Origin of the sequence: Xenophilus sp. Marseille-Q4582, from assembly GCF_916700565.1 — a bacterium.
Classification (GTDB): Bacteria; Pseudomonadota; Gammaproteobacteria; order Burkholderiales; family Burkholderiaceae_C; genus Xenophilus.
On record NZ_CAKAKO010000001.1, the window covers coordinates 356,441 to 379,747 of the forward strand.

Consider the following 23,307-nt stretch of genomic DNA (forward strand, 5'->3'; position numbering starts at 1 on the left):
AAGCCGACCCGCGCAGCGGAGTCTTCAGGGCGCCCGAGGAACTGGCCCTGCCAGGCCTCGGGGTGCGCCCCCTCCCGCCGAAGGCGAGGGAAAGGGGAAGCCGCGAAGCGGCCGAGGGGTGTTTCATCTCAGTTGTCGCCCTTGTTCCAGTGCATCTTGCGGCGCAGCGTGTCGAAGTAGCTCCAGCCGCGCGGATGCAGGAAGCGCACGTGGAATTCGGAGCGCCGCACCACGATCCGGTCGCCCTGGCGCAGCGAGGCCAGTGACTGCATGTCGAAATTGGCACTCGCGTCGCGGTCGTTGACCACCTCGATGGTCACGTCCTCGGCATCGGGCAGCAGGATGGGGCGGTTGGACAGGGTGTGCGGCGCGATCGGCACCATCACCCAGCCCGGAATGGACGGATGCAGCAGCGGGCCGCCGGCCGAGAGCGCATAGGCCGTGGAGCCCGTGGAGGTGGCGATGATCAGGCCGTCCGCGCGCTGGTTGGCCACGAAGGCGCGGCCCACCGACACACGCAGTTCCACCATGCCCGAGGTCGCGCCGCGGTTGACCACCACGTCGTTCATGGCCAGCGCCTCGAACACCTCCTCGCCGTCGCGCACCACCCGCGCCTGGATCAGGCTGCGGTGGTCCTCGTCATATTCACCGGCCAGCATGGGCCGCAGCGTGTCCGAGTACTCGTCGAGCGCGATGTCGGTGATGAAGCCGAGCCGGCCGCGGTTGATGCCGATCAGCGGCACGCCGTAGGGCGCCAGCTGCCGGCCGATGCCCAGCATCGTGCCGTCGCCGCCGACGACCAGGCCGAGGTCGCATTGCTCGCCGATCTCCTCCACGCTCAGCACGGGATGGCGGCAGCTGCGTGGCGGCTCGGCGCTTTCGTCGCAGCCGCAGCTCGTGCGCTCCAGCACCACTTCGCAGCCCTGCGCGGCCAGGAAGTCGCCGATCTCGTCGATGACGGGATCGTGCGCACGCGCGCCCTGCGGCTGGTACTTGCCAATGAGGGCGACGCGGCGGAACACGGAAGTCATGCGCAAATTAAAACATCTTTGCGTGACCCGATGCCCGGGCTACACCGGGCGGTGCCGGCGCCGCCAGTCTCCTAGAATTTCGGCATGCTGGATGACCGCGCCAAGTTGCTGCTCAAGACGCTGGTGGAGCGCTACATCGCCGACGGCACGCCTGTCGGGTCGCGCACGCTGTCGCGCGCGCCGGGGCTGGAGCTCTCGCCGGCCACCATCCGCAACGTGATGGCGGACCTGGAGGATCTGGGCCTGATCGCCAGCCCCCACACCTCGGCCGGCCGCGTACCCACGGCGCGGGGCTACCGCCTGTTCGTGGACACCATGCTCACGGCCCAGCGCACCCAGCTCGCGGCGCCCAGCCTGCCGGCCGACCAGCCGCAGAAAGTGATCGCCAATGCGGCGCAGATGCTGTCGAACCTGTCCCAGTTCGTGGGCGTGGTGATGGCGCCGCGCCGCGCGGCCGCCTTCCGGCAGGTCGAATTCCTGCGGCTGTCGGAGCGCCGGCTGCTGGTGATCCTGGTGTCCACCGACGGCGACGTGCAGAACCGCGTGATCTTCACCGACCGCGACTATTCGCAGTCCGAGCTGGTCGAGGCCGCCAACTACCTGAACGCGCACTACAGCGGCCTGTCGATGGAGCAGGTGCGCGACCAGCTGCAGAGCGAGATGGAAACGCTGCGCAGCGAGATCGCCACGCTGATGCAGGCGGCCGTGCAGGTGAGCACCGAGGCCATGAGTGCCGCGCAGGACGACGTGGTCGTGGCCGGCGAGCGCAACCTGCTGGCGGTGAGCGACTTTTCGAGCGACATGAGCCAGCTGCGGCGCGCCTTCGAGCTGTTCGAGCAGAAGGCGCAGCTGCTGCGCTTGCTCGACGTGTCGAGCAAGGCCGAAGGGGTGCGCATCTTCATCGGCGGCGAAAGCCAGGTCGTGCCCTTCGAGGAGCTGTCGGTCGTCAGCGCGAGCTACGAAGTGGACGGCGAGGTGGTGGGCACGCTGGGCGTCATCGGCCCCACGCGCATGCACTACGACCGCATGATCCAGATCGTGGACATCACGGCGCGGCTGGTGGGCAATGCGCTGAGCCAGCCCAAGGGCTGAAGAGTTTTTCGGGGCGCAGGAATTCGGTATAGAATGGCGGGCTTCGCCGGGCCGTTAGCTCAGTTGGTCAGAGCAGGGGACTCATAATCCCTTGGTCGCTGGTTCAAGTCCAGCACGGCCTACCAAGTGACCTGGTGGTCCGGAGATCCAAAAAGAAAACAAGAAGATCTAGAGGAGTGCTGAAAAGCACGCTATACTAGATAGCTTAGCGGCTGTAGCTCAGCTGGATAGAGTACTTGGCTACGAACCAAGGGGTCGTGGGTTCGATTCCTGCCAGCCGCACCAAACGGATAGCCCCGGAACAGTGATGTTCCGGGGCTTTTTCCTTTTCCGCTTCCATTTTTGCTTTCTCTTTTTGGGGGACGATCGGGTATGAGCAAGGCCTTCACCAAGGAAAGCGACGCAGAGGACGACGAGCTCGATGCCGGGCTGCCGCCCCTGCCCGCCGGGGGCAAGAACTACATCACGCCCTCGGGGTACGCGCGGCTGCGCGCGGAACTGCTGGACCTGATGGACAACGAGCGGCCCAAGGTGGTCGAGGCCGTCCATTGGGCCGCCAAGAACGGCGACCGCTCCGAGAATGGCGATTACCTGTACGGCAAGAAGCGCCTGCGCGAGATCGACCGGCGAATCCGCTTTCTCACGCGCCGGCTCGAAATCGCCGAGGTGACCGACCCGTCGCTGCACCATGGCGGCGATCAGGTGTTCTTCGGCGCCACGGTGCGCTATGTCGACGAAGACGGGGCCGAGAGCGTCGTGACCATCCTCGGCATCGACGAAGCGCAAAGCGCGCAGGGGCAGGTGAGCTGGGTCTCGCCGGTGGCGCGCGCGCTGCTAAAGGCGCGCGTGGGCGACGTCGTGCGCCTGGTCACGCCCGCGGGCACGCGCGAGATCGAGGTGCTGTCGGTCGACTATCCGGCGCCGGGCTGAGCCCGCGCCGCGCCAGGCCTGCCGGGCGGCCTCAGGCCGAGGGCAGGATGCGCCCGGCCTTGAGCACCGAGGGCGTGCGGCGCACGGCGCGCAGCACGTTGTCCATGTGCGCGCGGTCCTGTACCGCCACGACGAAGCGCAGCTCGATGGCGTCCTGCGCCGCGTCCTCGGGCATCTCCACGTGCGTGATGTCGGCTTCGGCGCCGGCCAGTGTGGCCGCCACGCGCGCGAGCACGCCCTTGTCGTTGCGCACGGCCACCAAGAGCCCGGTCTCGAAGGCGCGCACGGGTTCGTCCGCCCATTCCACGCTGATGAAGCGCTCGCTGTCCTTGTGGTGCAGGCGTTGCGCGACGCCGCAGACGTCCACGTGCACGACCAGTCCTTCGCCATGGCCGAGGTACCCGACGATGGCGTCGCCCGGAATGGGGCGGCAGCAGGGCGCGAAACGCACCGAGGAGTTCTCGCTGCCGTCCAGCGTGACGCCGCCCTGCGACACGGTTTCGTGCGCCGTGAAGCGCTCGCGCGTGAGCATCAGCGCGTCGGGGCGCTCGCCACGCTCGGCCATCAGCGCCATGAGCCGCTTGGCCACGATGGTGGCGATGCGGCGGCCCAGGCCGATGTCGGTCAGCAGTTCGGCGCGGTTGCGGTTGCCGGTGAAGCGCAGCAGCTTGTCCCACAGCGGCTGCTGCTCGGGCGTGTCCTCGGGCAGCCGGCCCAGGCCTTCGGCGCGCAGCGCCTGCGTGAGCAGCTTCTCGCCCAGGCCTTCGGACTCGGCCTGTTCCAGCGTCTTGAGGTAGTGGCGGATCTTGGAGCGCGCACGGCCCGTGCGCACGAAGCCCAGCCAGGCCGGGTTCGGCGTGGACACCGGCGCGGTGATCACCTCCACCACGTCGCCGTTCTTCAGTTCGGTGCGCAGTGGCACCTGCTCGCCGTTGATGCGGGCGGCCGAGGTGTGGTCGCCGATGTTGGTGTGGATCGCGTAGGCGAAGTCGACCACCGTGGCGCCACGCGGCAGGGCCATGATTTCGCTCTTGGGCGTGAACACGTAGACCGCGTCGGGGAACAGGTCCACCTTCACGTGGTCCCAGAACTCGGCGGCGTCGCGCGTTTCGTCCTGGATGTCGAGCAGCGACTGCAGCCACTTGGCGCTCAGGCGCTCGGCCCCCGTGTCGGTGGTGTTCGACGCCTTGTAGAGCCAGTGCGCGGCGACGCCCGATTCGGCCACGAGGTGCATGGCCTCGGTGCGCAGCTGGAACTCCACGTTCACGCCCGAGGGGCCGACCAGGGTGGTGTGCAGCGACTGGTAGCCGTTGAGCTTGGTGATCGCGATGTGGTCCTTGAACTTGCCCGGCAGCGGCTTGTAGAGCTGGTGCAGGATGCCCAGGCCCGTGTAGCAGGCCGTGACGTTGGGCAGGATCAGCCGGAAGCCGTAGATGTCCGTCACCTCGGCGAAGCTCAGGTGCTTCTCGTCCATCTTGCGGTAGATGGAGTAGAGCGTCTTCTCGCGCCCGGCGATGCGCAACTGCATGTCGGCGGCCGCGAAAGCGGCTTCCACGTCGCGCTGCACTTTCTGGATCAGGTCGCGCCGGCGGTTGCGCGCCTTGGCCACGGCCTTGGACAGGATGGCGTAGCGCCAGGGCCGCAGGTGGCGAAAGCACAGGTCCTGCAGTTCGCGGTAGGTCTGGTTCAGGCCCAGCCGGTAGGCGATGGGCGCGTAGATGTCCAGCGTCTCGCGCGAGATGCGGGCCCATTTCTCGCGCGGCGCGTCCGACAGCGTGCGCATGTTGTGGGTGCGGTCGGCCAGCTTGACCAGGATCACGCGCACGTCCCGCGCCATGGCCAGCAGCATCTTGCGGAAGGACTCGGCCTGGTTTTCCTCGCGCGTGTTGAACTGCAGCTTGTCGAGCTTGGTCAGCCCGTCCACCAGTTCGGCCACCGGCGCGCCGAAGCGCTCGACCAGATCGGCCTTGGTGACGCCGCAGTCTTCCATCGCGTCGTGCAGCAAGGCGGCCATCAGGGCCTGGGCGTCCAGCTTCCATTCCGTGCACTGGGCCGCCACCGCGATCGGGTGGGTGATGTAGGGCTCACCGCTGTTGCGCAACTGGCCCAGATGGGCCTCGTCGGCGAAACGGTAGGCACGGCGGACCAGTTCGACGTCTTCCGCGCTCAGGTAATCCAGCCGGTCCAGCAGGGCCGCGAAGCTGGCAGCGGCCGCGTTGAGGGCCGCGGGCCGGCCCGACGGCAGGCTGCCGGCCGAAGGCCTGGACTCGGGTTGAACGACGGCACTCATGGTGCCGACTTTAGCAAGACCGCCGGGCCGGCCGGGCCGGGCACAAAAAAAGCACCGCAAGCGGTGCTTCTTTCGCAGGGGGCCGGCAGGGCCCGCCGGCGCGGCCCGGGCTCAGCCCGGCACCTTCTTGAGCATCTCCAGGCCGATCTTGCCGTCGGCGATCTCGCGCAGCGCCGTGACGGCCGGCTTGTTCTTGCTCTCGATCTTGGGCGCATGGCCCTGGCTCAGCATGCGGGCGCGGTAGGTGGCGGCCAGCACGAGCTGGAAACGGTTGGGGATCTGCTCCAGGCAGTCTTCGACGGTGATGCGGGCCATGGAATCTCTCTTGAGTGAGATGGATCAGGAAATGTTCAGTGCCGCGAAGGTGTCGGCACGGGCGCGGCGCTGGGCAACGTAGCGCAGGCGCTGCGCATGAACGATGGTCTTCAGATCGAAAAGCGCGCGCTCGAAAAGCTCGTTGATTATAACGAAGTCGAAGCGGCTGGCCTGGGCCATCTCCTCGGCGGCATTGGCCAGCCGCAGCTCGATGACCTCGGGCGAGTCCTCGCCGCGGCGCTCCAGCCGCGAACGCAGCTCTTCCCAGCTGGGCGGCAGGATGAAGATCAGCACGGCGTTGGCGAACACCTCGCGGATCTGCAGCGCGCCCTGGAAGTCGATCTCCAGCAGCACGTCGGCGCCCTGGGCCACGCGGTCCTCGATGGCCTTCTTGGAGGTGCCATAGCGGTGGCCATGCACATGGGCCCATTCCACGAAGCCGTTGGCAGCCACCATGGCATCGAACTCGGAAGCCGAGACGAAGAAGTATTCGCGCCCGTGCTTTTCCTGGCCCCGCGGCGAGCGCGTGGTGTGCGACACCGACGGCTGCACGGCCGAATCCAGCTCCATCAGCGCCTTCACCAGGCTGGATTTGCCGGCCCCGCTGGGCGCCGCGACGACGAAGATGTTGCCTGGATATTCCATGGAGGGGCTCATTCGATGTTCTGGACCTGCTCGCGCATCTGCTCGATCAGCACTTTCATGTCCACGCCGATGCGCGTCAACTCCAGCGCCGCGGACTTGGAGCCCAGCGTGTTGGCCTCGCGGTGCAGTTCCTGGATCAGGAAATCCAGGCGCTTGCCGATCTCGCCGCCCTGGGCGAGCAGACGCTCGATCTCGTCGAGATGGGCGTTCAGGCGCGTCAGCTCCTCGGCCACGTCGATGCGGATGGCGAAAGCCGTGGCCTCGGCCAGGGCGCGGTCCTGCGCGGCCTCGGGCGCGGCCTGGCCGGCCAGGCCCATGGCCTCGTTCCAACGCTCGAGGAAGCGGGCGCGCTGCTGCTCCACCAGGCGCGGCACGATGGGCTGGGCCTGCTGCGCCAGCGTGCGCAGGCTGTCCAGGCGGTCGCGCAGCATGGCGACCAGCTGCTCGCCTTCGCGGGCCCGGGCTTCGGTGAGCGCGTCCACCACCTGGGCGGCGGTGCCCAGCACGTCGAATTCGGCCGCCGGCGGCCGGGCGCCGTCATTGGCGGCCAGGCGCAGCACGTCGGCCACGCTCAGCTCGGCGGCGTGCGGAAGCCAGGCCTTGATCGCGTCCTGCGCGGCATTGAGGCGCTGCAGCAGCCGCGCGGAGGGCTCGGCGATGCCGCCGGTGCCGCCGTTGTCGATGCCCGCGCGCAGTTCCACCTTGCCGCGCTTCAAGCGGCGCGTGAGCAGTTCGCGCAGGGCGGGCTCGTGCTGCCGCAGCTCTTCCGAGAGCTTGAAGCTCAGGTCCAGGAAGCGGCTGTTGACGGCCCGGATCTCCAGGCCCAGCCGCCCGCCGGGCGCGCTGCGCGCATCGCCGTCCTGGGGACTGCCGACAGGGCCGCTCTGGCCGCTGGCGTAGCCGGTCATGCTGTAGACTGCCATGGAGCCTCGCCGTCCTTCCTCGGGTTGCGTGCCCGGCGCGATGGGCGCAGTTGCAAGGCCTGCACGGCCCGCGCCCCTGCGGGCGCCCAGGTGCAACCGGCAGAGGGCGGCCCCGCGTTCGCTTGCCGCTCCCCCGCCTTCGGGCGAAACTCCCGATTATGTCAAAGGTCAAACCGTCGCCTCTGCTGCCTGACACGGTCATCGGCGGCTACCGCATCGTGCGCCGCCTGTCGGCCGGCGGTTTCGGCGTGGTCTATCTGGCGGTCGACCAGAACGGCCAGCAGGTGGCGATCAAGGAATACCTGCCGTCCTCGCTGGCCACGCGTGCGCCGGGCGAGCTGGCGCCGCAGGTGCCGCCCGAGAAGCTGTCGCTCTACCGCCTGGGCCTCAAGAGCTTCTTCGAGGAAGGGCGCTCGCTCGCGCAGATCTCGCACGCCTCGGTGGTGAGCGTGCTCAATTTCTTCCGCGAGAACGAGACCGTCTACATGGTGATGAACTACCTGGACGGCGCCACGCTGCAGGACTTCATCGTCACCGCGCGCGACCTGAAGAAGGCCAAGGTCTTCCGCGAATCGACGATCCGCTCGCTGTTCGACGAGATCCTGCGCGGGCTGCGCGTGGTGCACCAGCACAAGATGCTGCACCTGGACATCAAGCCGGCGAACATCTTCGTCACCGACGACGACCGCGCGGTGATGATCGACTTCGGCGCCGCGCGCGAAGTGCTGAGCAAGGAAGGCAACTTCATCCGGCCCATGTACACGCCCGGCTTTGCCGCGCCCGAGATGTACCGGCGCGATTCGTCCATGGGCCCGTGGACCGACATCTACGCCATCGGCGCCTGCATGTACGCCTGCATGCATGGCTATCCGCCCAACGACGCGCCGCAGCGCATCGAGAAGGACCGCCTCTCGCTGTCGCTGTCGCGCCTGCGCGGCGTCTATTCGGACGACCTGATCGAAGTCGTCGAATGGTGCATGACGCTGGATCCGCTGTCGCGCCCGCAGTCCGTGTTCGCGCTGCAGAAGGAACTGAGCCGCGAAGGCGAGCGCCGCTACACGCGGTTGTCCGTGAGCGAAAAGATGCGCCTGTCCATCGACAACATGCGCGCTGCCGACAAGAAGCCGCTGCCCAAGGCCGTGGCGCCCACGACCCGTCCCTCCTGAGGTGATCGCGATGCTTTGCCGACCGATGCAGGTGTGCGCATGAAGTTCTCCGTGTTCCAGGTCACGCGCAAGGGCGGCCGGCCGAAGAACGAGGACCGCATGGGCTACTGCTATACGCGGGAATCGGGCCTGTTCGTGCTGGCCGACGGCATGGGCGGCCACCCTGAAGGCGAGGTCGCGGCGCAGCTGACGCTGCAGACGATCGCCGCGCTGCACCAGCGCGATGCGCGTCCTGCGCTCAAGGACGTCAAGTCCTTCCTGGCCTCGGCCGTGATGAGTGCGCACCAGCAGATCATGCGCTACGCCAGCGCCAAGGCCATGCTCGACACGCCGCGCACCACCGTGGTGGCGGCCGTGCTGCAGGACGGCCGCGCGACCTGGATCCATTGCGGCGATTCGCGCCTGTACGTGGTGCGCGCGGGCCAGCTGCTCACGCGCACGCGCGACCATTCGCATGCGGAGCGCCCCCGCCCGCCGGGCAGCACCGAGCCCGTCAACCGCAACCTGCTGCTGACCTGCCTGGGCTCGCCCAGCACGCCGCTGTTCGAGGTGTCCCAGCCGCTGGAGCTGCAGCAGGGCGACCGGCTCATGCTGTGCTCCGACGGCATCTGGGGCGTGCTGGACGACGCGCTGATCGCCCGCACGCTGGCCAGCCGGCCGGTGTCCGATGCGGCGCCCGAGCTGGTCGAAATGGCGCTGCGCCGCGGCGGCACCACGGGCGACAATGCCACGCTGATCGCCATCGAATGGGAAACGCCGGATGCGGCGGGCGGACGAGGCATCTCGACCGACACCATCAGCGACGACGTGTTTGCCTCCACCATCCAGGCTGGCATGCCCACCGACGGTGAGCTCGACGACCTGGACGACGACGCCATCGAGCGCTCCATCGCCGAGATCAACGAGGCGATCCGGCGCTCGGCCGCAAAGCGCGGCTGAGCGCGCGGGCGGCGTTCATCGCCGCGACCGACAATCCACGGCTCGCCCGGCGCATGGGCGCGGCCGGCCGGCGGATGCCACGGGGCTGGCCCCTGGCACCTGCGTCCTGTTTCCCCTGATTTCCAGACTGTTGCCATGACCCCTTTCCTCCGCTCCGGCGCGCGTGCCGCCGATCAGCTGCGTCCCGTGCGCATCACGCGCGGCTTCACCATCCATGCCGAGGGCTCGGTGCTCATCGAATTCGGCCAGACGCGCGTGCTGTGCACCGCCTCCGTCGAAGAGAAGGTGCCGCCGCACAAGAAGGGCAGCGGCGAAGGCTGGGTGACGGCCGAGTACGGCATGCTGCCGCGCGCCACGCACACGCGCGGCAGCCGTGAAGCGGCCAAGGGCAAGCAGAGCGGCCGCACGCAGGAGATCCAGCGCCTGATCGGCCGATCGATGCGCGCCGTGTTCGACCTGGCCGCCCTGGGCGAGCGCACCATCCACCTGGACTGCGACGTGCTGCAGGCCGACGGCGGCACGCGCACCGCGGCCATCACGGGCGCCTTCGTGGCCGCGCAGGACGCCGTGAACAAGCTGATCGCCCAGGGCCTTCTCACGGCCTCACCCATCAAGGACCACGTGGCGGCCGTGTCGGTGGGCATCGTCGAGGGGATGCCGCTGCTGGACCTGGAATACACCGAGGACTCGGCCTGCGACACCGACATGAACGTGGTGATGACCGGCGCCGGCCATTTCGTGGAAGTGCAGGGCACGGCCGAAGGCGCGGCTTTCACGCGCGAAGAAATGAACCAGCTGCTGGCCCTGGCCGAGAAGGGCATCGGCGAACTGGTCATCGCGCAGCGCCAGTCGCTGGCCGCGGCCTGAGGACGGCGGCATGAAGCTGGTCCTGGCCTCCAACAACGCGGGCAAGCTGGCCGAGCTGCAGCAGCTCTTCGCGCCGCTGGGCGTGACGCTGGTGCGCCAGGCCGAGCTGGGCGTGGGCGAAGCCGAGGAGCCCTTCCGCACCTTCGTCGAGAACGCGCTGGCCAAGGCCCGCCATGCGAGCGCCGCCACCGGCCTGCCCGCCATGGCCGACGACGCGGGCCTGTGTGTCGACGCCTTCGGCGGCCTGCCGGGCGTGGACACGGCCTACTACGCCACGCAGTTCGGCTACGCGAAGGGCGATGCGAACAACGTGCGCGCCCTGCTCGAGCAGATGCAGGGCGTGCAGCAGCGCCGCGCGGCCCTGGTCAGCACGCTCGTCGCGCTGCGCAGCGCCGACGACCCGGAACCGCTGATCGCCGTCGGCCGCGCCGTGGGCGAGATCACGCGCGCGCCCGTCGGCGATAACGGCTTCGGCTTCGACCCGGTGATGTTCCTGCCCGAGCTGGGCCGCACCTTCGCGCAGTTGAGCGCCGAAGACAAGAACGCGCGCAGCCATCGCGGCCAGGCGGCCCGCGCCATGCTGGCGCTGATGCGCGAGCGGTGGATGGCATGAGCGCCTCGCCCGCGGTGTCCGTGCCGCTGCGCGCGGCCACGCCCGAGGGTGCGCCGCATGCGCACGACGTGATGCACTGGATGCGGCCCGGCACGCTGCAGTTCCAGGCGCTGCCACCGCTGTCGCTGTACATCCACCTGCCCTGGTGCCTGCGCAAATGCCCGTACTGCGATTTCAACTCGCACGAGTCGCGCACCGGCGCCGACGGGCTGCCCGAGGCGCAATACATCGATGCGCTGATCGCGGACCTGGACGCCTCGCTGCCGCTGGTGTGGGGCCGGCCCGTGCACAGCATCTTCATCGGCGGCGGCACGCCCAGCCTGTTCTCGCCGGCCGCCGTCGACCGGCTGCTCGGCGATGTGCGCGCGCGGCTCAAGCTGGAGCCCGGCTGCGAGATCACGCTGGAAGCCAATCCCGGTACCTTCGAGCGCCACCGCTTCCGCGCCTACCGCGCGGCGGGCGTCACGCGCCTGTCCGTGGGTGTGCAGAGCTTCAACGACGCGCACCTGCAGGCGCTGGGCCGCGTGCACGACCGCGCGCAGGCCATCGCGGCGCTCGAAGAAGCGGCGCAGGCCTTCGACACCTTCAACCTCGACCTCATGTACGCGCTGCCGGGCCAGAACCTGGCGGGCCTCGACGCGGACCTCGACCAGGCGCTGGCGCTTGCGCCGCCGCACCTGTCGGTCTACCACCTCACCATCGAGCCCAACACCTTCTTCGCCAAGCACCCGCCCGCGCTGCCCGAGGACGACATCGCCTACGCGATGCTGGACCGCATTACCGAGCGCACCGCGGCGCACGGCCTGCAGCGCTACGAAGTGTCGGCCTATGCGCAGGACGGCCACCGCTGCGCGCACAACCTCAACTACTGGCAGTTCGGCGACTACCTGGGCTTGGGCGCGGGCGCGCACGGCAAGCTCACGTTCGCGCATCGGGTGCTGCGCCAAGTGCGCTTTCGCGAACCGCGCCTGTACATGGAACGCGCGATGGCGGGCAACGCCGTGGCGCAGGCCGAAGAAGTGGGCCGCGCCGACCTGCTTTTCGAATACATGCTCAACGCGCTGCGCCTGCGCGAAGGCTTTGCGCTGGCCCAGTTCAGCGAGCGCACGGGCCTGCCCGTCAGCACCATCCAGCGCCCCTTGCAGGAGGCCGAGCGCAAGGGCCTGATCGGGCGTGCCCTGCACCGCGTCTGGCCCACCGCGCGCGGGCTCGATTTCCTCAGCGACCTGCAGAGCCTTTTCCTGCCCGAGGAATGAGGCAGCCGAGCCATGAGAGCAGCGAGGACGCCTAGAATGCGCGGCCCGGAGACTTGGGTGAGTGGTTTAAACCAGCAGTCTTGAAAACTGCCGACGGGCAACCGTCCGTGAGTTCGAATCTCACAGTCTCCGCCAGTTACCTAATAAAAACAACAGCTTAGGAATTTTTTTTGGGTTTGTCCCACAAAAAGTACCACATAAAACAAGCCCACATCGGATCCCGATGTGGGCTTTTTCTTTGGCTTTTTGCCGTTCAAGAGCGGCCACGATGCGTGCCGGCGCATGCGGCAAGAGCCATGAGGCCAGATCTTTCATCATCGCCTCGGCGGCGCTGGCCAAGACGCCGACGGCAGTTGCCGGAGCGGGCTGGCTTCGATACGCACCTGGTCAAGCCTGTGGACATCGCTGTGTTGCGGACCTTGCCTCTGCCACGGCCGGGCGCAGTTGAGGCGAAGGGCACACAGCGTCAAGCAGTGGCAGGCTCCCCGGCCTGGAACGTGAACAGCTTCGGCGACGCCCTTTCATGCAAGAGTTGCATGATGCGCCACCGCCCACTGGACGGTCACGCAGCGCCCCGAGGCAGGCGGCCGGCTGAGCACTCCTGACCGCGCCGGCCGACGCAAGCCGGACATGTGCGGCATGCAAGCTCAGGCTCTGGCGCGCGGCTTCAAGCGGAAGCTGATGCCGAGCCGGTTGATTGCGTTCATCGCCGCAATGGTCAAGGTCAAGTCCACCAAGTCCTTCTCGCCGAAAGCGGCCAACGCGGCCGCATAGGCGGCATCAGAGGCATGCGTCTCGCTTACACGCGTGACCTCCTCAGACCAAGCCAGCGCGGCAAGCTCCTGCTCGGTAAAGAGGTACTGGGCCTCGTGCCAGACCGGGACCAGCATGACCTTGTCGATCGACACGCCTTCCTTGATCAGATCGCGGGAGTGAATGTCGATACAGTGAGCGCACCCATTGATCTGCGACACGCGCAAGAACACCAAGTGGACGAGCGTGCTCGGGAGATTCGTGTCGTTCACGACGTAGTGATGCAGGGTACCGACTGCCTTTGCACCTTCGGGGGAAACAGCAAACCAGTTCGCGCGATTCATCAGAACAGTCCTTTCAGCATGTGGCGTTGATAGCCAGGGTCGGCTATTGAACCGAAGACGGATGACGTCTCAGCTTTGCGACATCCCTGAGTCGACCGCCATCCGTCCTATGACCACCGCAACGTCCAGGATGGCTTTGAGTCAAATGAAGACTGTGAGCGGCCGGTCGCGCATCCAGCGTCGAAAGACTGTTTCCAGCGAGAGCAGACACTAGGGCCACCGACCAAGCCCGACGCGTTTCAGGAACGGCCGAGCAGCGGGAGTGTGCCCGAAGCGGACGTAGCACTTCTCCTATGCCGGTCGTTCGTTCGCGAATGCAGTTACATGACCGGATCAAGCCATACCGCAGCGCATCGAGAACGGCCTCACCCAGGCCGATGTGTACGGCGTTTCGGTGGGATCGGCCAGAACGTCAAGTCTTTCACCGCTGCGCGCCGCAACTCGATCGGCTCAGTGACGCAACTGAGCACTGACGCGGCTACGCCGGCAGTTCCGCGGGACATCGTGCAGCGCTTTCTCTATCGCCGGGCCCGCAAGGTTGAACCATTGCGGCGTCAAATGAATGTGCAGCATGGCCTCGGGCGGGAAGGGCGGGCGGCCACGCTTGCCTTCGGGCAGGTACGGAAAGACCAGCGCCACCAGATCGGACCACGGCACCCTGCAATTCATCTTTTCGAGGAACTCGCGTGTTGATTCATGCCGCCGATCCTCTCTGCACTTCAGCCACACACCAAGCACCGGGGGCACACTGTGCAGATCTTCTTTAGAGGAACACGCTGCTCCACACTACCTTGCCCAACAGGTGAATTTCCTTTGTAGGCACGGTGAACTCACGGTGGCTGGGGTTGTCCGCCAAGACGCGCACAAGGGAGCCTACCTCTAACTGCAGTCTTCGCAGGAGCGTGACGTCACTGTCGCGCAACAAGTAAATGCCGTCGTCTTCGACACTGGTCTGCGACAGGTCGATGAGGACCACCGCCCCAGCGCGCAACGTGGGCGCCATGCTGTCGCCGCGCACCTCCATGGCAACCAGATTGCTGATATCCAACCCGTTCTTGCTCAACCAGCGGAAGCAAAAGGCTTGGGCGGAGAAGTCTGTGCCCTGCACTGGCGATACGACATCAGGCACAGCCCCCATGGGTAGCAATGGGAGTTTGCGCAAGGTTCCCCAACCCTGGCCCTCCTGCGCCTGCATGCTGCCGACTCCGGATGCCAACCACTCCACGGATGTCTGCGTGGCCTGGGCCAAGGCCAGCAGAACTTTCCGGGATGGATCACCGCCGCTCAGATAGCGGCTCAGTCCGCTCTGGGAGATCCCCGCCCTGCGCGCCAGAGCACTGGCATTGCCTGCCAGATCGACGAGTTGCCGAAGCCGGCCGATGAACGCCGGGTCCACGGATTCATGTAAAGGCTCGGTCTCTGGCGTCAAAGTCGTCATGGCGATCCCCGGTGACAAGTGTGTGCCGATTTTAGAAAGAGTGCGCCGCTCCGCACATTCGATATCCGCTTTTCGCTTTTATTTATGCGTTTATGTTCCTTTATCGTGCGTTCATTAACTCTATAGTGATTGAATGTTTCGCAATAAAGATATTTTATCTGCGATTAGTCAACAGCAGATGCGCCCACTGAAGAGGCTGGCAATTCCGGCCCTTCTGATCTTGCTCTGGCAATCGCTGACATCGCTCGGAGTGATTCCAGCGGCCGTGCTTGCGTCCCCTTTGCGTTCGCTGGAAGCCGGCTGGGCGCTGGCCAGCAGTGGGGCACTGGGTGACGCTCTGTGGCTATCACTGCGCCGCTCTTTCAGCGGCCTGGCCCTGGGCGCCGCCGCCGGCCTGGCTGCAGGCGTGGTGGCGGGATACTGGAGCTGGGGCGAGAACCTGATCGACGCGAACATGCAAATGCTGCGCGCCGTGCCCTTCGTGGCACTGGCGCCCGTGTTCATTGCCTGGTTCGGCATCGGCGAGGGGGTCAAGGTGGCAATCATTGCGTTTGCCACCCTGTTTCCGGTCTATGTCGGCACTTATGAGGGCATCCGCGGGCTGGACCGTGGACTGCTGGAAGTCGCCCGCGTCACCGGCATGCGAACCTGGGACACGGTGCGCGAAATCATCGTGCCTGGCGCCTTGGCCTCCATCCTGCAAGGCTTTCGTTACGCGCTGACGCTGTCGGTCATTGCCCTCGTGATCGCCGAGCAAATCAATGTGACTGGCGGCCTGGGCGCTCTGGCCTTCGATGCCCGCAAGTTCATGCAGACCGACGTGCTGGCCTTGTGCCTGTTGCTGTATGCCCTGCTGGGCGTGGCTGCGAATGCGCTGGCCCGCACCCTGGAAAGGCGGCTGCTGGCGTGGCGCCGCGAGGTGCACGCTGTATGACGGCCGGAAGCTCTATCTCATCGCCGTCTCCCCGCGCCACGCGCCCGCCCCTGACGACGTGGCGGCAGGCCTTGTGGCGCCGCCGCAGGTTCAGCGGTCCGTTGCTGGTGCTGCTGGCCTGGTGGCTGGTGGGCGCCGCCCAATGGTTGCCGGCCTCCTTGCTGCCTCCCCTGGGGTCTGTGCTCCAGGCGGCGACGGAGTCCATCGGCAGCGGTGCGCTGCCCGCAGCGGCGGCGATCTCGGGCGGCCGGTTGCTGGCCGGCTTCGTGTTGGGCAGTGGGCTGGGCATCGTGCTCGGCCTCGTCAGCGGCCTGTCGCGGCATGGGGAGGACCTGCTGGACAGCACGCTGCAGGGCCTGCGTGCCATCCCTTTCCTGGCGCTGGCGCCCTTCTTCTCGCTGTGGTTCAGCGTGGATGAGGTGGCCAAGGTCGCCCTCGTGGCCTTTGGCGCCACCTTTCCGGCCTACCTGGGCACCGTGGCCGGCATCCGCGCCACGGACGTACGGCTGGTGGAGGCGGCCCGCGTGTGCGGCCTGAGCGCCCGCGAGCGGGTGCGCGAAGTCATCCTGCCGGGCGCATTCCCGGAGCTCCTGACGGGGCTGCGCATCGGCTTCAGTTGGGCGCTCGCCGCCCTGGTCTCGGCCGAGCTGACCAGTTCGTCGACAGGCATCGGTACGCTCATTGCCGAAGCCCGCGAATACGTGCAGACGGAACTGCTGTTCGTTTGTGTTCTCACCTATGCCCTGCTGGGCCTGGCGGCTGACACCGGATTGCGCCTCGTCGCACGGTGGCAGATGCCGTGGCGGCGTGTGTTCGGCGGCCAATGACCATGACTCCTGTTTCTGAACCCGCGGGCGCCAACACGTCCGGCCTCCCGTCGACCGTGGTCCTGCGCGGCCTGCATCGCCAGTTCGGTAGTCGCAAGGTGCTGCGTGGGGTGGATCTCTCGCTGCGCTGCGGCGAATTCGTCGCGCTGCTGGGCCCCAGCGGCTGCGGAAAGTCCACACTGCTGCGGCAACTGGCGGCGCTGGATCAGCCAGATGCCGGCTCCGTGCAGGTGCCGGCGCGCGTCGGCGTGGTCTTCCAGGATGCCCGCCTGCTGCCCTGGCGCCGCGTATGGCAGAACGTGGTGATGGGCGTGGGCCGGGACCAGCACCGCGCCCATGCAGCGCTCGCCGAAGTGGGTCTGCAGGCCCGCGCCGAGGACTGGCCCGGCACGCTGTCCGGGGGCGAGGCGCAGCGGGTTGCGCTGGCCCGGGCGCTGGTCCGTGAGCCCGAACTGCTGCTGCTCGACGAGCCCTTCGCAGCGCTCGATGCCCTGACCCGGCTGCGCATGCATGCGCTGGTGCTGGCCCTGTGGCGGCAGCACCAGCCCACTGTGCTGATGGTGACGCATGACGTTGACGAAGCGTTGCTGCTGGCCGATCGCGTGCTGGTCATGCGCGAGGGCCACATCGTGCGGGACCAGCCACTGGACGCAGCCCGGCCGCGCGATCGCACCACCGCGGAATTCGAACAACTGAGGCGCCAGCTGCTGGTTGAACTCGGTCTTGAGGCGTCTTCCGTGCACGCGCCGGCATGACGAACTGTCCCACCACCTTCCTTTTCCAATCCTGAGCTCACACACATGAACACCGTTGCCAACTCGGCCGACACCCAGGCGCCCCTACAGGTCTGGTACTCCCGCTGCCCCGTGCCCACCCCGTTTGCCGTCGCACTCAAGCTGGGGTGGCTGCAGCACGCCCTGGAAGCGCAAGACGCGCCCGGCCGCTACGAATGGTGCTCGCTGGGCGACTCCCGCGACGAGCGCATCCGGGCGGCCCACTACACGCACGCCCATGTCGATGTGTTCCGCCACGGCGGCAACATCCCGCCCATCTGGGCACGCGCCCACGGCGCGGACACGCGCCTGATCGGCATCTCCTGGGTCACCATGCGCCAGCAGGTGCAGGTGCTGGCGGACAGCGGCATTCGCAGTCCCGCGGACCTCAAGGGGAAGCGGCTGCTGATTCAGCGCAACGACAACGACGTCATCGACTACTGGCGCGCCTCGACCCTGCGGACCTATGAAGCGGCGTTGCACTCGGCCGGATTGAGCCTGGACGACGTGCAGTGGGTCGAACAGACGTCGCAGGTGGGCGCCCGGCACAAGCCCGGTGACGCGTTGTCGCCCGATGGGTCGCTGTGGACCAACCTGCGCAGCCAGGCGCGCCGCCGCGAACTGCTGTTGCCGCTGGTCCGCGGCGAGGTGGACGCCATTGCCACGCAGGCGCACTACGGCGTGGAGTTCGAGGGACTGATCGACGCGCGCACGATCTTCGACCGGTCGCTGGCCGAAGACCCGGCCGAGCGCGTGAACAACGACACGCCCGACGTACTCACCGTGAGCGGGCGGCTGCTGCGCGAGCGGCCGGAAATCGTCCAGACCGTGCTGCGCCAGCTGCTGCGCGCACGCGACTGGGCAGGCAGCCACCGGACCGAAGTGGTGCAGCTGATGGCGCAGGAGTTCAAAACCTCGGAAGCGCTGGTGGACGCCAGCTGGGGCGAAGACCTGACCAGCGGGCTGGATCTGGACCTCACACCACGCAAGGTGGCCGCCATCCAATCGCAACACGACTTCCTGCTGCGTCAGGGATTCATCGACCAGGCCTTCGATCTGGCCGAGTGGATCGACGAATCCCCCCTGCTGGAAGCCCAGCGTGCCCATGCGGCCGCACAGGCGGTCACGAACTGAGATCCGGCGATGCCACAGGCAGAACGCCCCAACCGATTGGAGAAGAGCTGAGCATGGAAGTCTATTGGTACGTTTTTTATGTCGATGGGGCCTACCCCTGGAATGCCGACAAGGTCCGGCAGGTGGACCGGCGCTACCTGAAGTCGCTGGCCACGGCGATCGACGGCGCCGGCTATCACGGGGCCCTGGTGGCGACCGGCGCTGCCGGGGGTTGGGATCCCTGGGCCATTTCGTCCTACCTGGCGGCGTACACGGAGCGCATGCGCTTTCTGATCGCCGTCCATCCTTCGTTGCTGTCCCCCACCTTGCTGGCCAAGCAGGCCGTGACGTTGGACCATCTGTCCGGCGGGCGCGTCGAGCTCAATATCGTCAATGGCCACGCCGGCCTGCAGGCTGGCGGCGTGCACCTGCAGCACGACGAACGCTACGCGCATGGCGATGAATACCTGGGCGTGCTGCGCCAACTGCTGACCGGGGACGACCGAAGCATCGATCACCAGGGCAAGCACCTGGACATCCGCGGTGCCCGCCCGGTGGGACCAGGGGTCCACGCGCCATATCCGCCGATCTGGGTGGGTGGTTCGTCGGTCCAAGCCATGGATCTGGCGGCCAAACACGCTGATGTGTACGCCAATTGGGCCGAGCCGCTGGACAGGCACAAGGCGCATCTGGCGCAGTTCCGCGAACGCGCCGCACTGGCCGGGCGCCAGGTGGAAACGGCGATGACGGTGCATGTGGTCATCCGCGACACCGAAGAGCAGGCCTGGGCAGAGGTGAACACCATGCTGCGCCATGCCGACCAGAGCGCGGTGGACAACCTTCAGCGTGTGCTGTCGGCCGGTCAGTCCGAAGGGCAGCGGCGCGCCTCCTCGCTGCACACCGGTCGATTGCCGCGCGATGCGCGGGAACTGGAGATCGCCCCCAACGTCTGGACCGGCTATGGCCTGCTGCGCATCGGATCGAGCCTGGCCTTCGTGGGCACCGCCCGACAGGTGGCCGACCGGCTGATCGAATACCACGAAGCGGGCGTCGACAAATTCATCCTGTCGCATCACCCCCTGCCCGAGGAGGCCTGGCGCGTGGCTGACGAATTGCTTCCGCTGCTGCCGCTGAAGCCCGTGGGCGGCCAGCGCGAAGCCGCCGACCGACGCGTGCGCACCTTCAACAACCAGGTCAACGGCCTGGGAGCCCAGCGATGAGTGCGTCCCAGACACTGCGCGTGGGCGTGCACCCGCAATCCCCAGCCGGCCCGCTGCTTCAGCGGGCTCCGGCCCTGCAAGACGTCCGCGATGCCCTGGGCAGCGATGTGGCGTTGGTGGCGTATGCGCATGGCACGCAGACGCCCGAACATTTCCTCGGTCAGCGCATCGATGTAGGCCTGACCGGCGCCACGCCACCACTCACCATTCAGGCTGCAGGCGCCGACATCGTGTATCTCGGCGTTGGCCAACCGCGGCCGGACTCAGGTGCACTGGTCGTGCCGACCGACTCTCCGATCCGCTCCGTGGCCGACCTGCGAGAGCGGCGCGTGGGCTTTGCGGTGGGCTCGTGGCATTCGGCCTTTGTCGCCCTGGCCCTGGATGCCCAGGGTCTAGGCTACGAACAGATCCAGGCCGTCAGCTATGTGCAGACCGGCGGCCGCTTGGACCCATCGCGCGTCGATGCCTGGGTGGCCCGTCCCGAGGACATCGACAGTCCCGAGGTGCGCGTGCTCGTGCGCTCCGGTTCGTTGTGGAGCAACCGCAGCGTGGTCTTCGCACGCCGTTCGGCGCTGACGGACGAGGCCGGCGTAGCCCGTGCGGCGCGCCTGCTGACGGCTCTGCAGGCCACCGGTCTGTGGCTGGGCCGGCACCCGGACGCCGCCGCCGCACTGCTCGAGGACATCAGTCCGGTGGGACGCGCCGCCTTGCAACGCGGCTTCGAGATTCAGCCAGGCGCTGAAGGCCTGAGCCGTCCGGGCGCCGATTTCCTGCAGGAGCAGCAGCGGGCCGCGGACGTGCTGTCGCGGGCGGGCGTGTTCGCCCCCATCGCGCTGGCGCCGACTCTGGATGCGCCGCTGCTCGACCAGGTCTGGGGCCGCGTCGCCGAAGCGAACGCGCCAGTGCACTGACTTCATTCATCCCTTCCCTCGGTTCACATCTGATATGAACAAGACCTTGCTTCAACTTTCGCGCCTGCTTGCTGCGGCGGCGCTCGGGGCTGCCACACAGGTGGGCTTTGCCGCCGACGTCAACTACGGCGTGATCCGGGGCCTGACCACTTCCAACCTGGCGTACGACAGCGGCCTGCTTCAAAAGAAATTGGCGGCTGTGGGGCATGAGCTCAAGTGGCGTGGCCCTTACGGTGGCACGCCCTACGATGCGCTGAATGCCGGCCAGGTGGACATCACCTTCACCACTTCCACCAATGCGGCGGCCGTGGTGCTGGGCGACTCCCGCTTCAAGATCTTCGGCTATCAGGCGCCCGACCTGGACGGCGAAGGCGTCTGGGTCAAGAAGTCGGCCGGCATCAAGACGCTGTCCGATCTCAAGGGCCGACGCATCGCGACGGACCGCGGCGGCAGCGGCCACCACGTGCTGCTCAAGACACTGGAAAAGGCCGGCCTGACACCCAAGGATGTGCAGATCAGCTACTTCGATCCGCCCGAAGCTTTGGCCGCCTTCAATGGCGGCCAGGTCGAAGCGTTGGCCACCTGGCGCACGTTCGGCGTCTCGGCAGAGGCACGGGGCGACGGCGTCAAGCTCAGCACCGGCCGCGAGGTGGGCTCCGAGAACCTGTTGATCTACATCGTTCGAACCGACTTTGCCGACAAGCACCCTGAAGCAGTGCGCGCTGTCTTCGACGCACTGCAGGAGGCGGCCCGGCAGTCGGCAGCCAAACCCGAAGCGACCGCTGAAGTCTGGGCCCGGCTGGGCAAGCTGCCGCTGGATGGAGCGCGACTGCTCGTCCCGCCAGCCTCGCGTACCTTTGAGTTCGTCACCCCTGCCTTGCTGCCCACGCTCAAGAATGCGGGCGACCTGTTCGTCAAGTACGGCGTGATCCCACGAAGCCCCAACTACGACAGCTTCATCTTCGATGTGAGCAAACTGCCGTCTAAGAGCGTGTTCAAAGTCTCTTGAGCAAGAGCACCAAGAATGCCAAGTGGACGAACTGCAGGCTGGTGTTGAGCCATCGCTCGCAGTTCTTCCACAGCCTCCTGTTCTTGTCCAGCCAGGCAAAGCTGCGTTCCACGACCCAGCGCTTGGGCATCACCTTGAAAGTGTGAAGCTCGCTTCTCTTGGCGATCTGCACCGTCACATGCCCTCCCAGAATCTGCTGCACGCCTTGCGCGAACGGCCGACCGATGTAGCCTGCATCGCACAGCAGGCTTTGTAGCCGGCTCAACCGGGGCTTGCAGCGCTGTAGCGCCTGCAGTGCGCCTTTGCGGTCCGTCACCTCGGCCGTGGTCACCGCTATCGCATGCGGCAATCCCTGGGTGTCCACCGCGATGTGGCGCTTGATGCCCGAGACCTTCTTGCCTGCGTCATAGCCCTTCAAGCCCGCCGTGTCCGTGTTCTTCACGCTCTGCGCGTCCACGATCAAGAGCGTGCTGCAGGCGTTGCGCCCCAGTTTCTCGCGGGCCGCGCCAACCTGATTTTTTTAATGCCTGCTCCAGCAGGCTGCCACCCTCGCGTGGCTCGCTCCAGATGGCAAAGTACGAGTGCACGGTGCGCCACTTGGGAAAGTCACTGGGCAGTGCCCGCCACTGACAGCCCGTGCGCAGCAGGTAAAGCACGGCGCAAAACACCTCGTACAGCTCCACTTTGCGTGGGGCAGTCTTTCTGCGCGCACTCTCCAGCAATGGCCGGATCACCTCGAACTGCTCGCGCTTGATGTCGCTGGGGTAGCCTTTTCTCACCCACCGAGCTTCTCACATCAAGAGGGTGAGACTTTGAACACGTTCTAAGGGCGACTAGCATGGCTGCGTTGCGGCCCGCATGCAGATCATGCTGCATGCCGAGGACGGCAGGGTGGTGATGGGTACTGTCGCTGCGTTGGATGGTGACGGCCACGACGTATGTGATCTGCTTAACAGCCCTGCTGCCCATCTATCGGCGACTGAGCGTAAAGCTGCGATACATGGCAACCGTGCTGCGGATGTCGATCGGCATCATGAACATCGTGCCTTGAGGCGGACCGCCCGCGCCGCAGTCGCCATGCACCTGGACGTGGCCGATGTTCTTGTCCCGTTGGCTCCCGTGCTGCTCATGGGCTTCCTGTGCAAGTCAGCCTAGGTTGCTCTTCGGCCTTTGCGAGTGCCGCCGCCTGGGCCCGCTCAAAGTTCCCTGAGCGTCGGCGGATCTGTTGTACGCGATGCGGGAACTGATCCTGGATCGACAGTCAGATGACCCACTCAAGTGCTGGACGTGGCACCACCTGGCGATGTTGTTCGGCAAGGACCTGAGGAAGGACGACTACCATGCCATTCACGAGAACGGACAGCCGTACGACGACGATGTAGGCGGACCGCTGTTCGCCGTTGGCGATGACGGCATCGAGCTGCCAGATGCAGACCCAGCCGTTCAAGAGGTGGTCGGGCAGTTGGCGGTTGCGATCTACAGCAGAGATTGCTGAGCCCTGCGGGAAAGACAGTCCGAGCACGGCAGACGCCAATAGCGCTTGCCGTGATCGCGACAACCCCGCTCGGGAGAGTTGCGACACCCGCAACAGGACGCGCCTTGCAGGCGACGCGTCCCGGACAAGCGGCTGAGCCCGTGCCTGCCGCCCGGACCACTTATCGTGAGCGGCGGTAGGTCCGCCGTCGCTGCAGGCCGTTGTTGACCGAAGTCGCTTCGAGACTGTTTGCTGCCACTCGGGCTGGGTCAACTGAATGGCGGCGGGTGCCAGGAGCGGTCGCTCAACGTCCCTCTGGTGGGCCCACTCTTGTCACCCGGCGACAGGCCCGCGGTTCTGCCGAGGACAAGGTTAAGGCCACATCGTCGTGAACAAGCTAAGGGGTCCACTTGGCCGGCACGATCGGGGGTGTGCACTGCTAAA

At 66.8% G+C, this 23,307-nt stretch carries 25 protein-coding genes, 3 tRNA genes and 1 pseudogene; 18 read left to right on the plus strand and 11 right to left on the minus strand.

The features are described 5' to 3' along the window. Positions 1-128: 128 nt before the first annotated feature. Entirely contained in the window at positions 129-1,031 is a 903-nt protein-coding gene (locus LG388_RS01630) for an NAD kinase (RefSeq protein ID WP_225781108.1), read from the minus strand. Positions 1,032-1,115: 84 nt separating this feature from the next. Here LG388_RS01630 and hrcA point away from each other — a divergent pair, with 84 nt between their 5' ends. The 4 genes from hrcA to greB all read left to right on the plus strand — a co-directional run bounded on the left by hrcA (position 1,116) and on the right by greB (position 3,053). After that, a complete protein-coding gene (hrcA, locus tag LG388_RS01635; RefSeq protein ID WP_225781109.1) occupies positions 1,116-2,123 on the plus strand; it encodes a heat-inducible transcriptional repressor HrcA in 1,008 nt (335 codons plus the stop codon). A 48-nt stretch (positions 2,124-2,171) separates the two neighbouring features. After that, positions 2,172-2,248, plus strand: a tRNA-Ile gene (locus LG388_RS01640). Between the two features lie 83 nt (positions 2,249-2,331). Beyond that, positions 2,332-2,408 (plus strand) — tRNA-Arg (locus LG388_RS01645). 87 nt (positions 2,409-2,495) lie between these two features. Next, a complete protein-coding gene (gene greB / locus LG388_RS01650) occupies positions 2,496-3,053 on the plus strand; it encodes a transcription elongation factor GreB (protein ID WP_225781110.1) in 558 nt (185 codons plus the stop codon). Between the two features lie 31 nt (positions 3,054-3,084). Here the strand turns inward: greB and LG388_RS01655 are convergent, their stop codons facing one another. From LG388_RS01655 to LG388_RS01670, 4 genes are all read right to left on the minus strand, one after another. Beyond that, positions 3,085-5,343 (minus strand): bifunctional (p)ppGpp synthetase/guanosine-3',5'-bis(diphosphate) 3'-pyrophosphohydrolase, encoded by a 2,259-nt coding sequence (locus tag LG388_RS01655; protein WP_225781111.1) that lies wholly within the window; start codon positions 5,341-5,343, stop codon positions 3,085-3,087. A 111-nt stretch (positions 5,344-5,454) separates the two neighbouring features. Further along, a complete protein-coding gene (gene rpoZ, locus LG388_RS01660; RefSeq protein ID WP_225781112.1) occupies positions 5,455-5,658 on the minus strand; it encodes a DNA-directed RNA polymerase subunit omega in 204 nt (67 codons plus the stop codon). Positions 5,659-5,682: 24 nt separating this feature from the next. Beyond that, on the minus strand, positions 5,683-6,303 hold the full coding sequence (gene gmk / locus LG388_RS01665) for a guanylate kinase (protein ID WP_225781113.1): 621 nt from the start codon (positions 6,301-6,303) through the stop codon (positions 5,683-5,685). An 8-nt stretch (positions 6,304-6,311) separates the two neighbouring features. Further along, entirely contained in the window at positions 6,312-7,226 is a 915-nt protein-coding gene (locus LG388_RS01670) for a YicC/YloC family endoribonuclease (RefSeq protein WP_225781114.1), read from the minus strand. 158 nt (positions 7,227-7,384) lie between these two features. Between LG388_RS01670 and LG388_RS01675 the strand changes: the two genes are divergently transcribed. The 6 genes from LG388_RS01675 (at position 7,385) to LG388_RS01700 (ending at position 12,202) form a co-directional block, all read left to right on the plus strand. Further along, a complete protein-coding gene (locus tag LG388_RS01675; RefSeq protein ID WP_225781115.1) occupies positions 7,385-8,392 on the plus strand; it encodes a serine/threonine-protein kinase in 1,008 nt (335 codons plus the stop codon). Between the two features lie 39 nt (positions 8,393-8,431). Then, positions 8,432-9,331: a PP2C family serine/threonine-protein phosphatase gene (locus LG388_RS01680; RefSeq protein ID WP_225781116.1), complete on the plus strand. Its 900-nt coding sequence runs from the start codon at positions 8,432-8,434 to the stop codon at positions 9,329-9,331. 135 nt (positions 9,332-9,466) lie between these two features. Next, entirely contained in the window at positions 9,467-10,198 is a 732-nt protein-coding gene (gene rph / locus LG388_RS01685; protein ID WP_225781117.1) for a ribonuclease PH, read from the plus strand. Positions 10,199-10,208: 10 nt separating this feature from the next. After that, entirely contained in the window at positions 10,209-10,811 is a 603-nt protein-coding gene (gene rdgB, locus LG388_RS01690; protein WP_225781118.1) for an RdgB/HAM1 family non-canonical purine NTP pyrophosphatase, read from the plus strand. After that, entirely contained in the window at positions 10,808-12,067 is a 1,260-nt protein-coding gene (gene hemW, locus LG388_RS01695) for a radical SAM family heme chaperone HemW (protein ID WP_225781119.1), read from the plus strand. The genes rdgB and hemW overlap by 4 nt, the downstream gene beginning before the upstream one ends. A gap of 47 nt (positions 12,068-12,114) precedes the next feature. Continuing rightward, positions 12,115-12,202, plus strand: a tRNA-Ser gene (locus tag LG388_RS01700). Here LG388_RS01700 and LG388_RS01705 read toward each other — a convergent pair. The 4 genes and pseudogenes from LG388_RS01705 to LG388_RS01720 all read right to left on the minus strand — a co-directional run bounded on the left by LG388_RS01705 (position 12,188) and on the right by LG388_RS01720 (position 14,602). After that, complete coding sequence (locus tag LG388_RS01705; RefSeq protein WP_225781120.1) at positions 12,188-12,406, minus strand: hypothetical protein; 219 nt, start codon at positions 12,404-12,406, stop codon at positions 12,188-12,190. The two genes, LG388_RS01700 and LG388_RS01705, sit on opposite strands and share 15 nt — an antisense overlap. A 308-nt stretch (positions 12,407-12,714) precedes the next feature. Beyond that, entirely contained in the window at positions 12,715-13,164 is a 450-nt protein-coding gene (locus tag LG388_RS01710; protein ID WP_225781121.1) for a carboxymuconolactone decarboxylase family protein, read from the minus strand. Between the two features lie 495 nt (positions 13,165-13,659). Beyond that, a pseudogene (locus LG388_RS01715) lies at positions 13,660-13,902 on the minus strand (transposase); the annotation flags it as partial. A 25-nt stretch (positions 13,903-13,927) separates the two neighbouring features. Next, a complete protein-coding gene (locus LG388_RS01720) occupies positions 13,928-14,602 on the minus strand; it encodes a S24 family peptidase (RefSeq protein WP_225781122.1) in 675 nt (224 codons plus the stop codon). Positions 14,603-14,735: 133 nt separating this feature from the next. Between LG388_RS01720 and LG388_RS01725 the strand changes: the two genes are divergently transcribed. The 7 genes from LG388_RS01725 (at position 14,736) to LG388_RS01755 (ending at position 21,389) form a co-directional block, all read left to right on the plus strand. Continuing rightward, positions 14,736-15,536, plus strand: coding sequence for an ABC transporter permease subunit (locus tag LG388_RS01725; RefSeq protein WP_225781123.1), 801 nt, complete (start codon positions 14,736-14,738; stop codon positions 15,534-15,536). A gap of 107 nt (positions 15,537-15,643) precedes the next feature. After that, on the plus strand, positions 15,644-16,363 hold the full coding sequence (locus LG388_RS01730; RefSeq protein WP_225781793.1) for an ABC transporter permease: 720 nt from the start codon (positions 15,644-15,646) through the stop codon (positions 16,361-16,363). A 2-nt stretch (positions 16,364-16,365) separates the two neighbouring features. Continuing rightward, entirely contained in the window at positions 16,366-17,118 is a 753-nt protein-coding gene (locus LG388_RS01735) for an ABC transporter ATP-binding protein (RefSeq protein ID WP_370630101.1), read from the plus strand. A gap of 45 nt (positions 17,119-17,163) precedes the next feature. After that, positions 17,164-18,270, plus strand: coding sequence for an ABC transporter substrate-binding protein (locus LG388_RS01740; protein ID WP_225781125.1), 1,107 nt, complete (start codon positions 17,164-17,166; stop codon positions 18,268-18,270). 53 nt (positions 18,271-18,323) lie between these two features. Then, positions 18,324-19,469, plus strand: coding sequence for an LLM class flavin-dependent oxidoreductase (locus LG388_RS01745; RefSeq protein WP_225781126.1), 1,146 nt, complete (start codon positions 18,324-18,326; stop codon positions 19,467-19,469). Further along, a complete protein-coding gene (locus LG388_RS01750; RefSeq protein WP_225781127.1) occupies positions 19,466-20,380 on the plus strand; it encodes an ABC transporter substrate-binding protein in 915 nt (304 codons plus the stop codon). The genes LG388_RS01745 and LG388_RS01750 overlap by 4 nt, the downstream gene beginning before the upstream one ends. A gap of 34 nt (positions 20,381-20,414) precedes the next feature. Beyond that, a complete protein-coding gene (locus LG388_RS01755) occupies positions 20,415-21,389 on the plus strand; it encodes an ABC transporter substrate-binding protein (RefSeq protein ID WP_225781128.1) in 975 nt (324 codons plus the stop codon). On the opposite strand, the gene LG388_RS01760 is transcribed toward LG388_RS01755, so the two are convergent. Continuing rightward, a protein-coding gene (locus tag LG388_RS01760; RefSeq protein ID WP_086009121.1) for an IS5-like element ISStma16 family transposase occupies positions 21,376-22,168 on the minus strand; the annotation gives its coding sequence in 2 pieces (ribosomal slippage) (positions 21,376-21,910 and positions 21,909-22,168; 795 coding nt in all). The genes LG388_RS01755 and LG388_RS01760 overlap by 14 nt on opposite strands. Before the next feature lie 79 nt (positions 22,169-22,247). Between LG388_RS01760 and LG388_RS01765 the strand changes: the two genes are divergently transcribed. Further along, positions 22,248-22,544, plus strand: coding sequence for a hypothetical protein (locus tag LG388_RS01765; RefSeq protein ID WP_225781129.1), 297 nt, complete (start codon positions 22,248-22,250; stop codon positions 22,542-22,544). A gap of 106 nt (positions 22,545-22,650) precedes the next feature. On the opposite strand, the gene LG388_RS01770 is transcribed toward LG388_RS01765, so the two are convergent. Next, positions 22,651-22,911 carry a hypothetical protein gene (locus tag LG388_RS01770; protein WP_225781130.1) on the minus strand — a complete coding sequence of 87 codons (261 nt, stop codon included), beginning with the start codon at positions 22,909-22,911 and terminating at the stop codon, positions 22,651-22,653. Positions 22,912-23,307 lie beyond the last annotated feature (396 nt).

Coding starts and splice junctions, on each gene's coding strand:
- LG388_RS01725 (WP_225781123.1), top strand. CDS start 14,736: ATGTTTCGCAATAAAGATATTTTATCTGCGATTAGTCAACAGCAGATG.
- LG388_RS01655 (WP_225781111.1), bottom strand. CDS start 5,343: ATGAGTGCCGTCGTTCAACCCGAGTCCAGGCCTTCGGCCGGCAGCCTG.
- rpoZ (WP_225781112.1), bottom strand. CDS start 5,658: ATGGCCCGCATCACCGTCGAAGACTGCCTGGAGCAGATCCCCAACCGT.
- gmk (WP_225781113.1), bottom strand. CDS start 6,303: ATGGAATATCCAGGCAACATCTTCGTCGTCGCGGCGCCCAGCGGGGCC.
- LG388_RS01755 (WP_225781128.1), top strand. CDS start 20,415: ATGAACAAGACCTTGCTTCAACTTTCGCGCCTGCTTGCTGCGGCGGCG.
- LG388_RS01735 (WP_370630101.1), top strand. CDS start 16,366: ATGACTCCTGTTTCTGAACCCGCGGGCGCCAACACGTCCGGCCTCCCG.
- LG388_RS01750 (WP_225781127.1), top strand. CDS start 19,466: ATGAGTGCGTCCCAGACACTGCGCGTGGGCGTGCACCCGCAATCCCCA.
- hemW (WP_225781119.1), top strand. CDS start 10,808: ATGAGCGCCTCGCCCGCGGTGTCCGTGCCGCTGCGCGCGGCCACGCCC.
- LG388_RS01710 (WP_225781121.1), bottom strand. CDS start 13,164: ATGAATCGCGCGAACTGGTTTGCTGTTTCCCCCGAAGGTGCAAAGGCA.
- rph (WP_225781117.1), top strand. CDS start 9,467: ATGACCCCTTTCCTCCGCTCCGGCGCGCGTGCCGCCGATCAGCTGCGT.
- LG388_RS01765 (WP_225781129.1), top strand. CDS start 22,248: ATGCAGATCATGCTGCATGCCGAGGACGGCAGGGTGGTGATGGGTACT.
- rdgB (WP_225781118.1), top strand. CDS start 10,209: ATGAAGCTGGTCCTGGCCTCCAACAACGCGGGCAAGCTGGCCGAGCTG.
- LG388_RS01680 (WP_225781116.1), top strand. CDS start 8,432: ATGAAGTTCTCCGTGTTCCAGGTCACGCGCAAGGGCGGCCGGCCGAAG.
- hrcA (WP_225781109.1), top strand. CDS start 1,116: ATGCTGGATGACCGCGCCAAGTTGCTGCTCAAGACGCTGGTGGAGCGC.
- greB (WP_225781110.1), top strand. CDS start 2,496: ATGAGCAAGGCCTTCACCAAGGAAAGCGACGCAGAGGACGACGAGCTC.
- LG388_RS01720 (WP_225781122.1), bottom strand. CDS start 14,602: ATGACGACTTTGACGCCAGAGACCGAGCCTTTACATGAATCCGTGGAC.
- LG388_RS01630 (WP_225781108.1), bottom strand. CDS start 1,031: ATGACTTCCGTGTTCCGCCGCGTCGCCCTCATTGGCAAGTACCAGCCG.
- LG388_RS01675 (WP_225781115.1), top strand. CDS start 7,385: ATGTCAAAGGTCAAACCGTCGCCTCTGCTGCCTGACACGGTCATCGGC.
- LG388_RS01740 (WP_225781125.1), top strand. CDS start 17,164: ATGAACACCGTTGCCAACTCGGCCGACACCCAGGCGCCCCTACAGGTC.
- LG388_RS01745 (WP_225781126.1), top strand. CDS start 18,324: ATGGAAGTCTATTGGTACGTTTTTTATGTCGATGGGGCCTACCCCTGG.
- LG388_RS01670 (WP_225781114.1), bottom strand. CDS start 7,226: ATGGCAGTCTACAGCATGACCGGCTACGCCAGCGGCCAGAGCGGCCCT.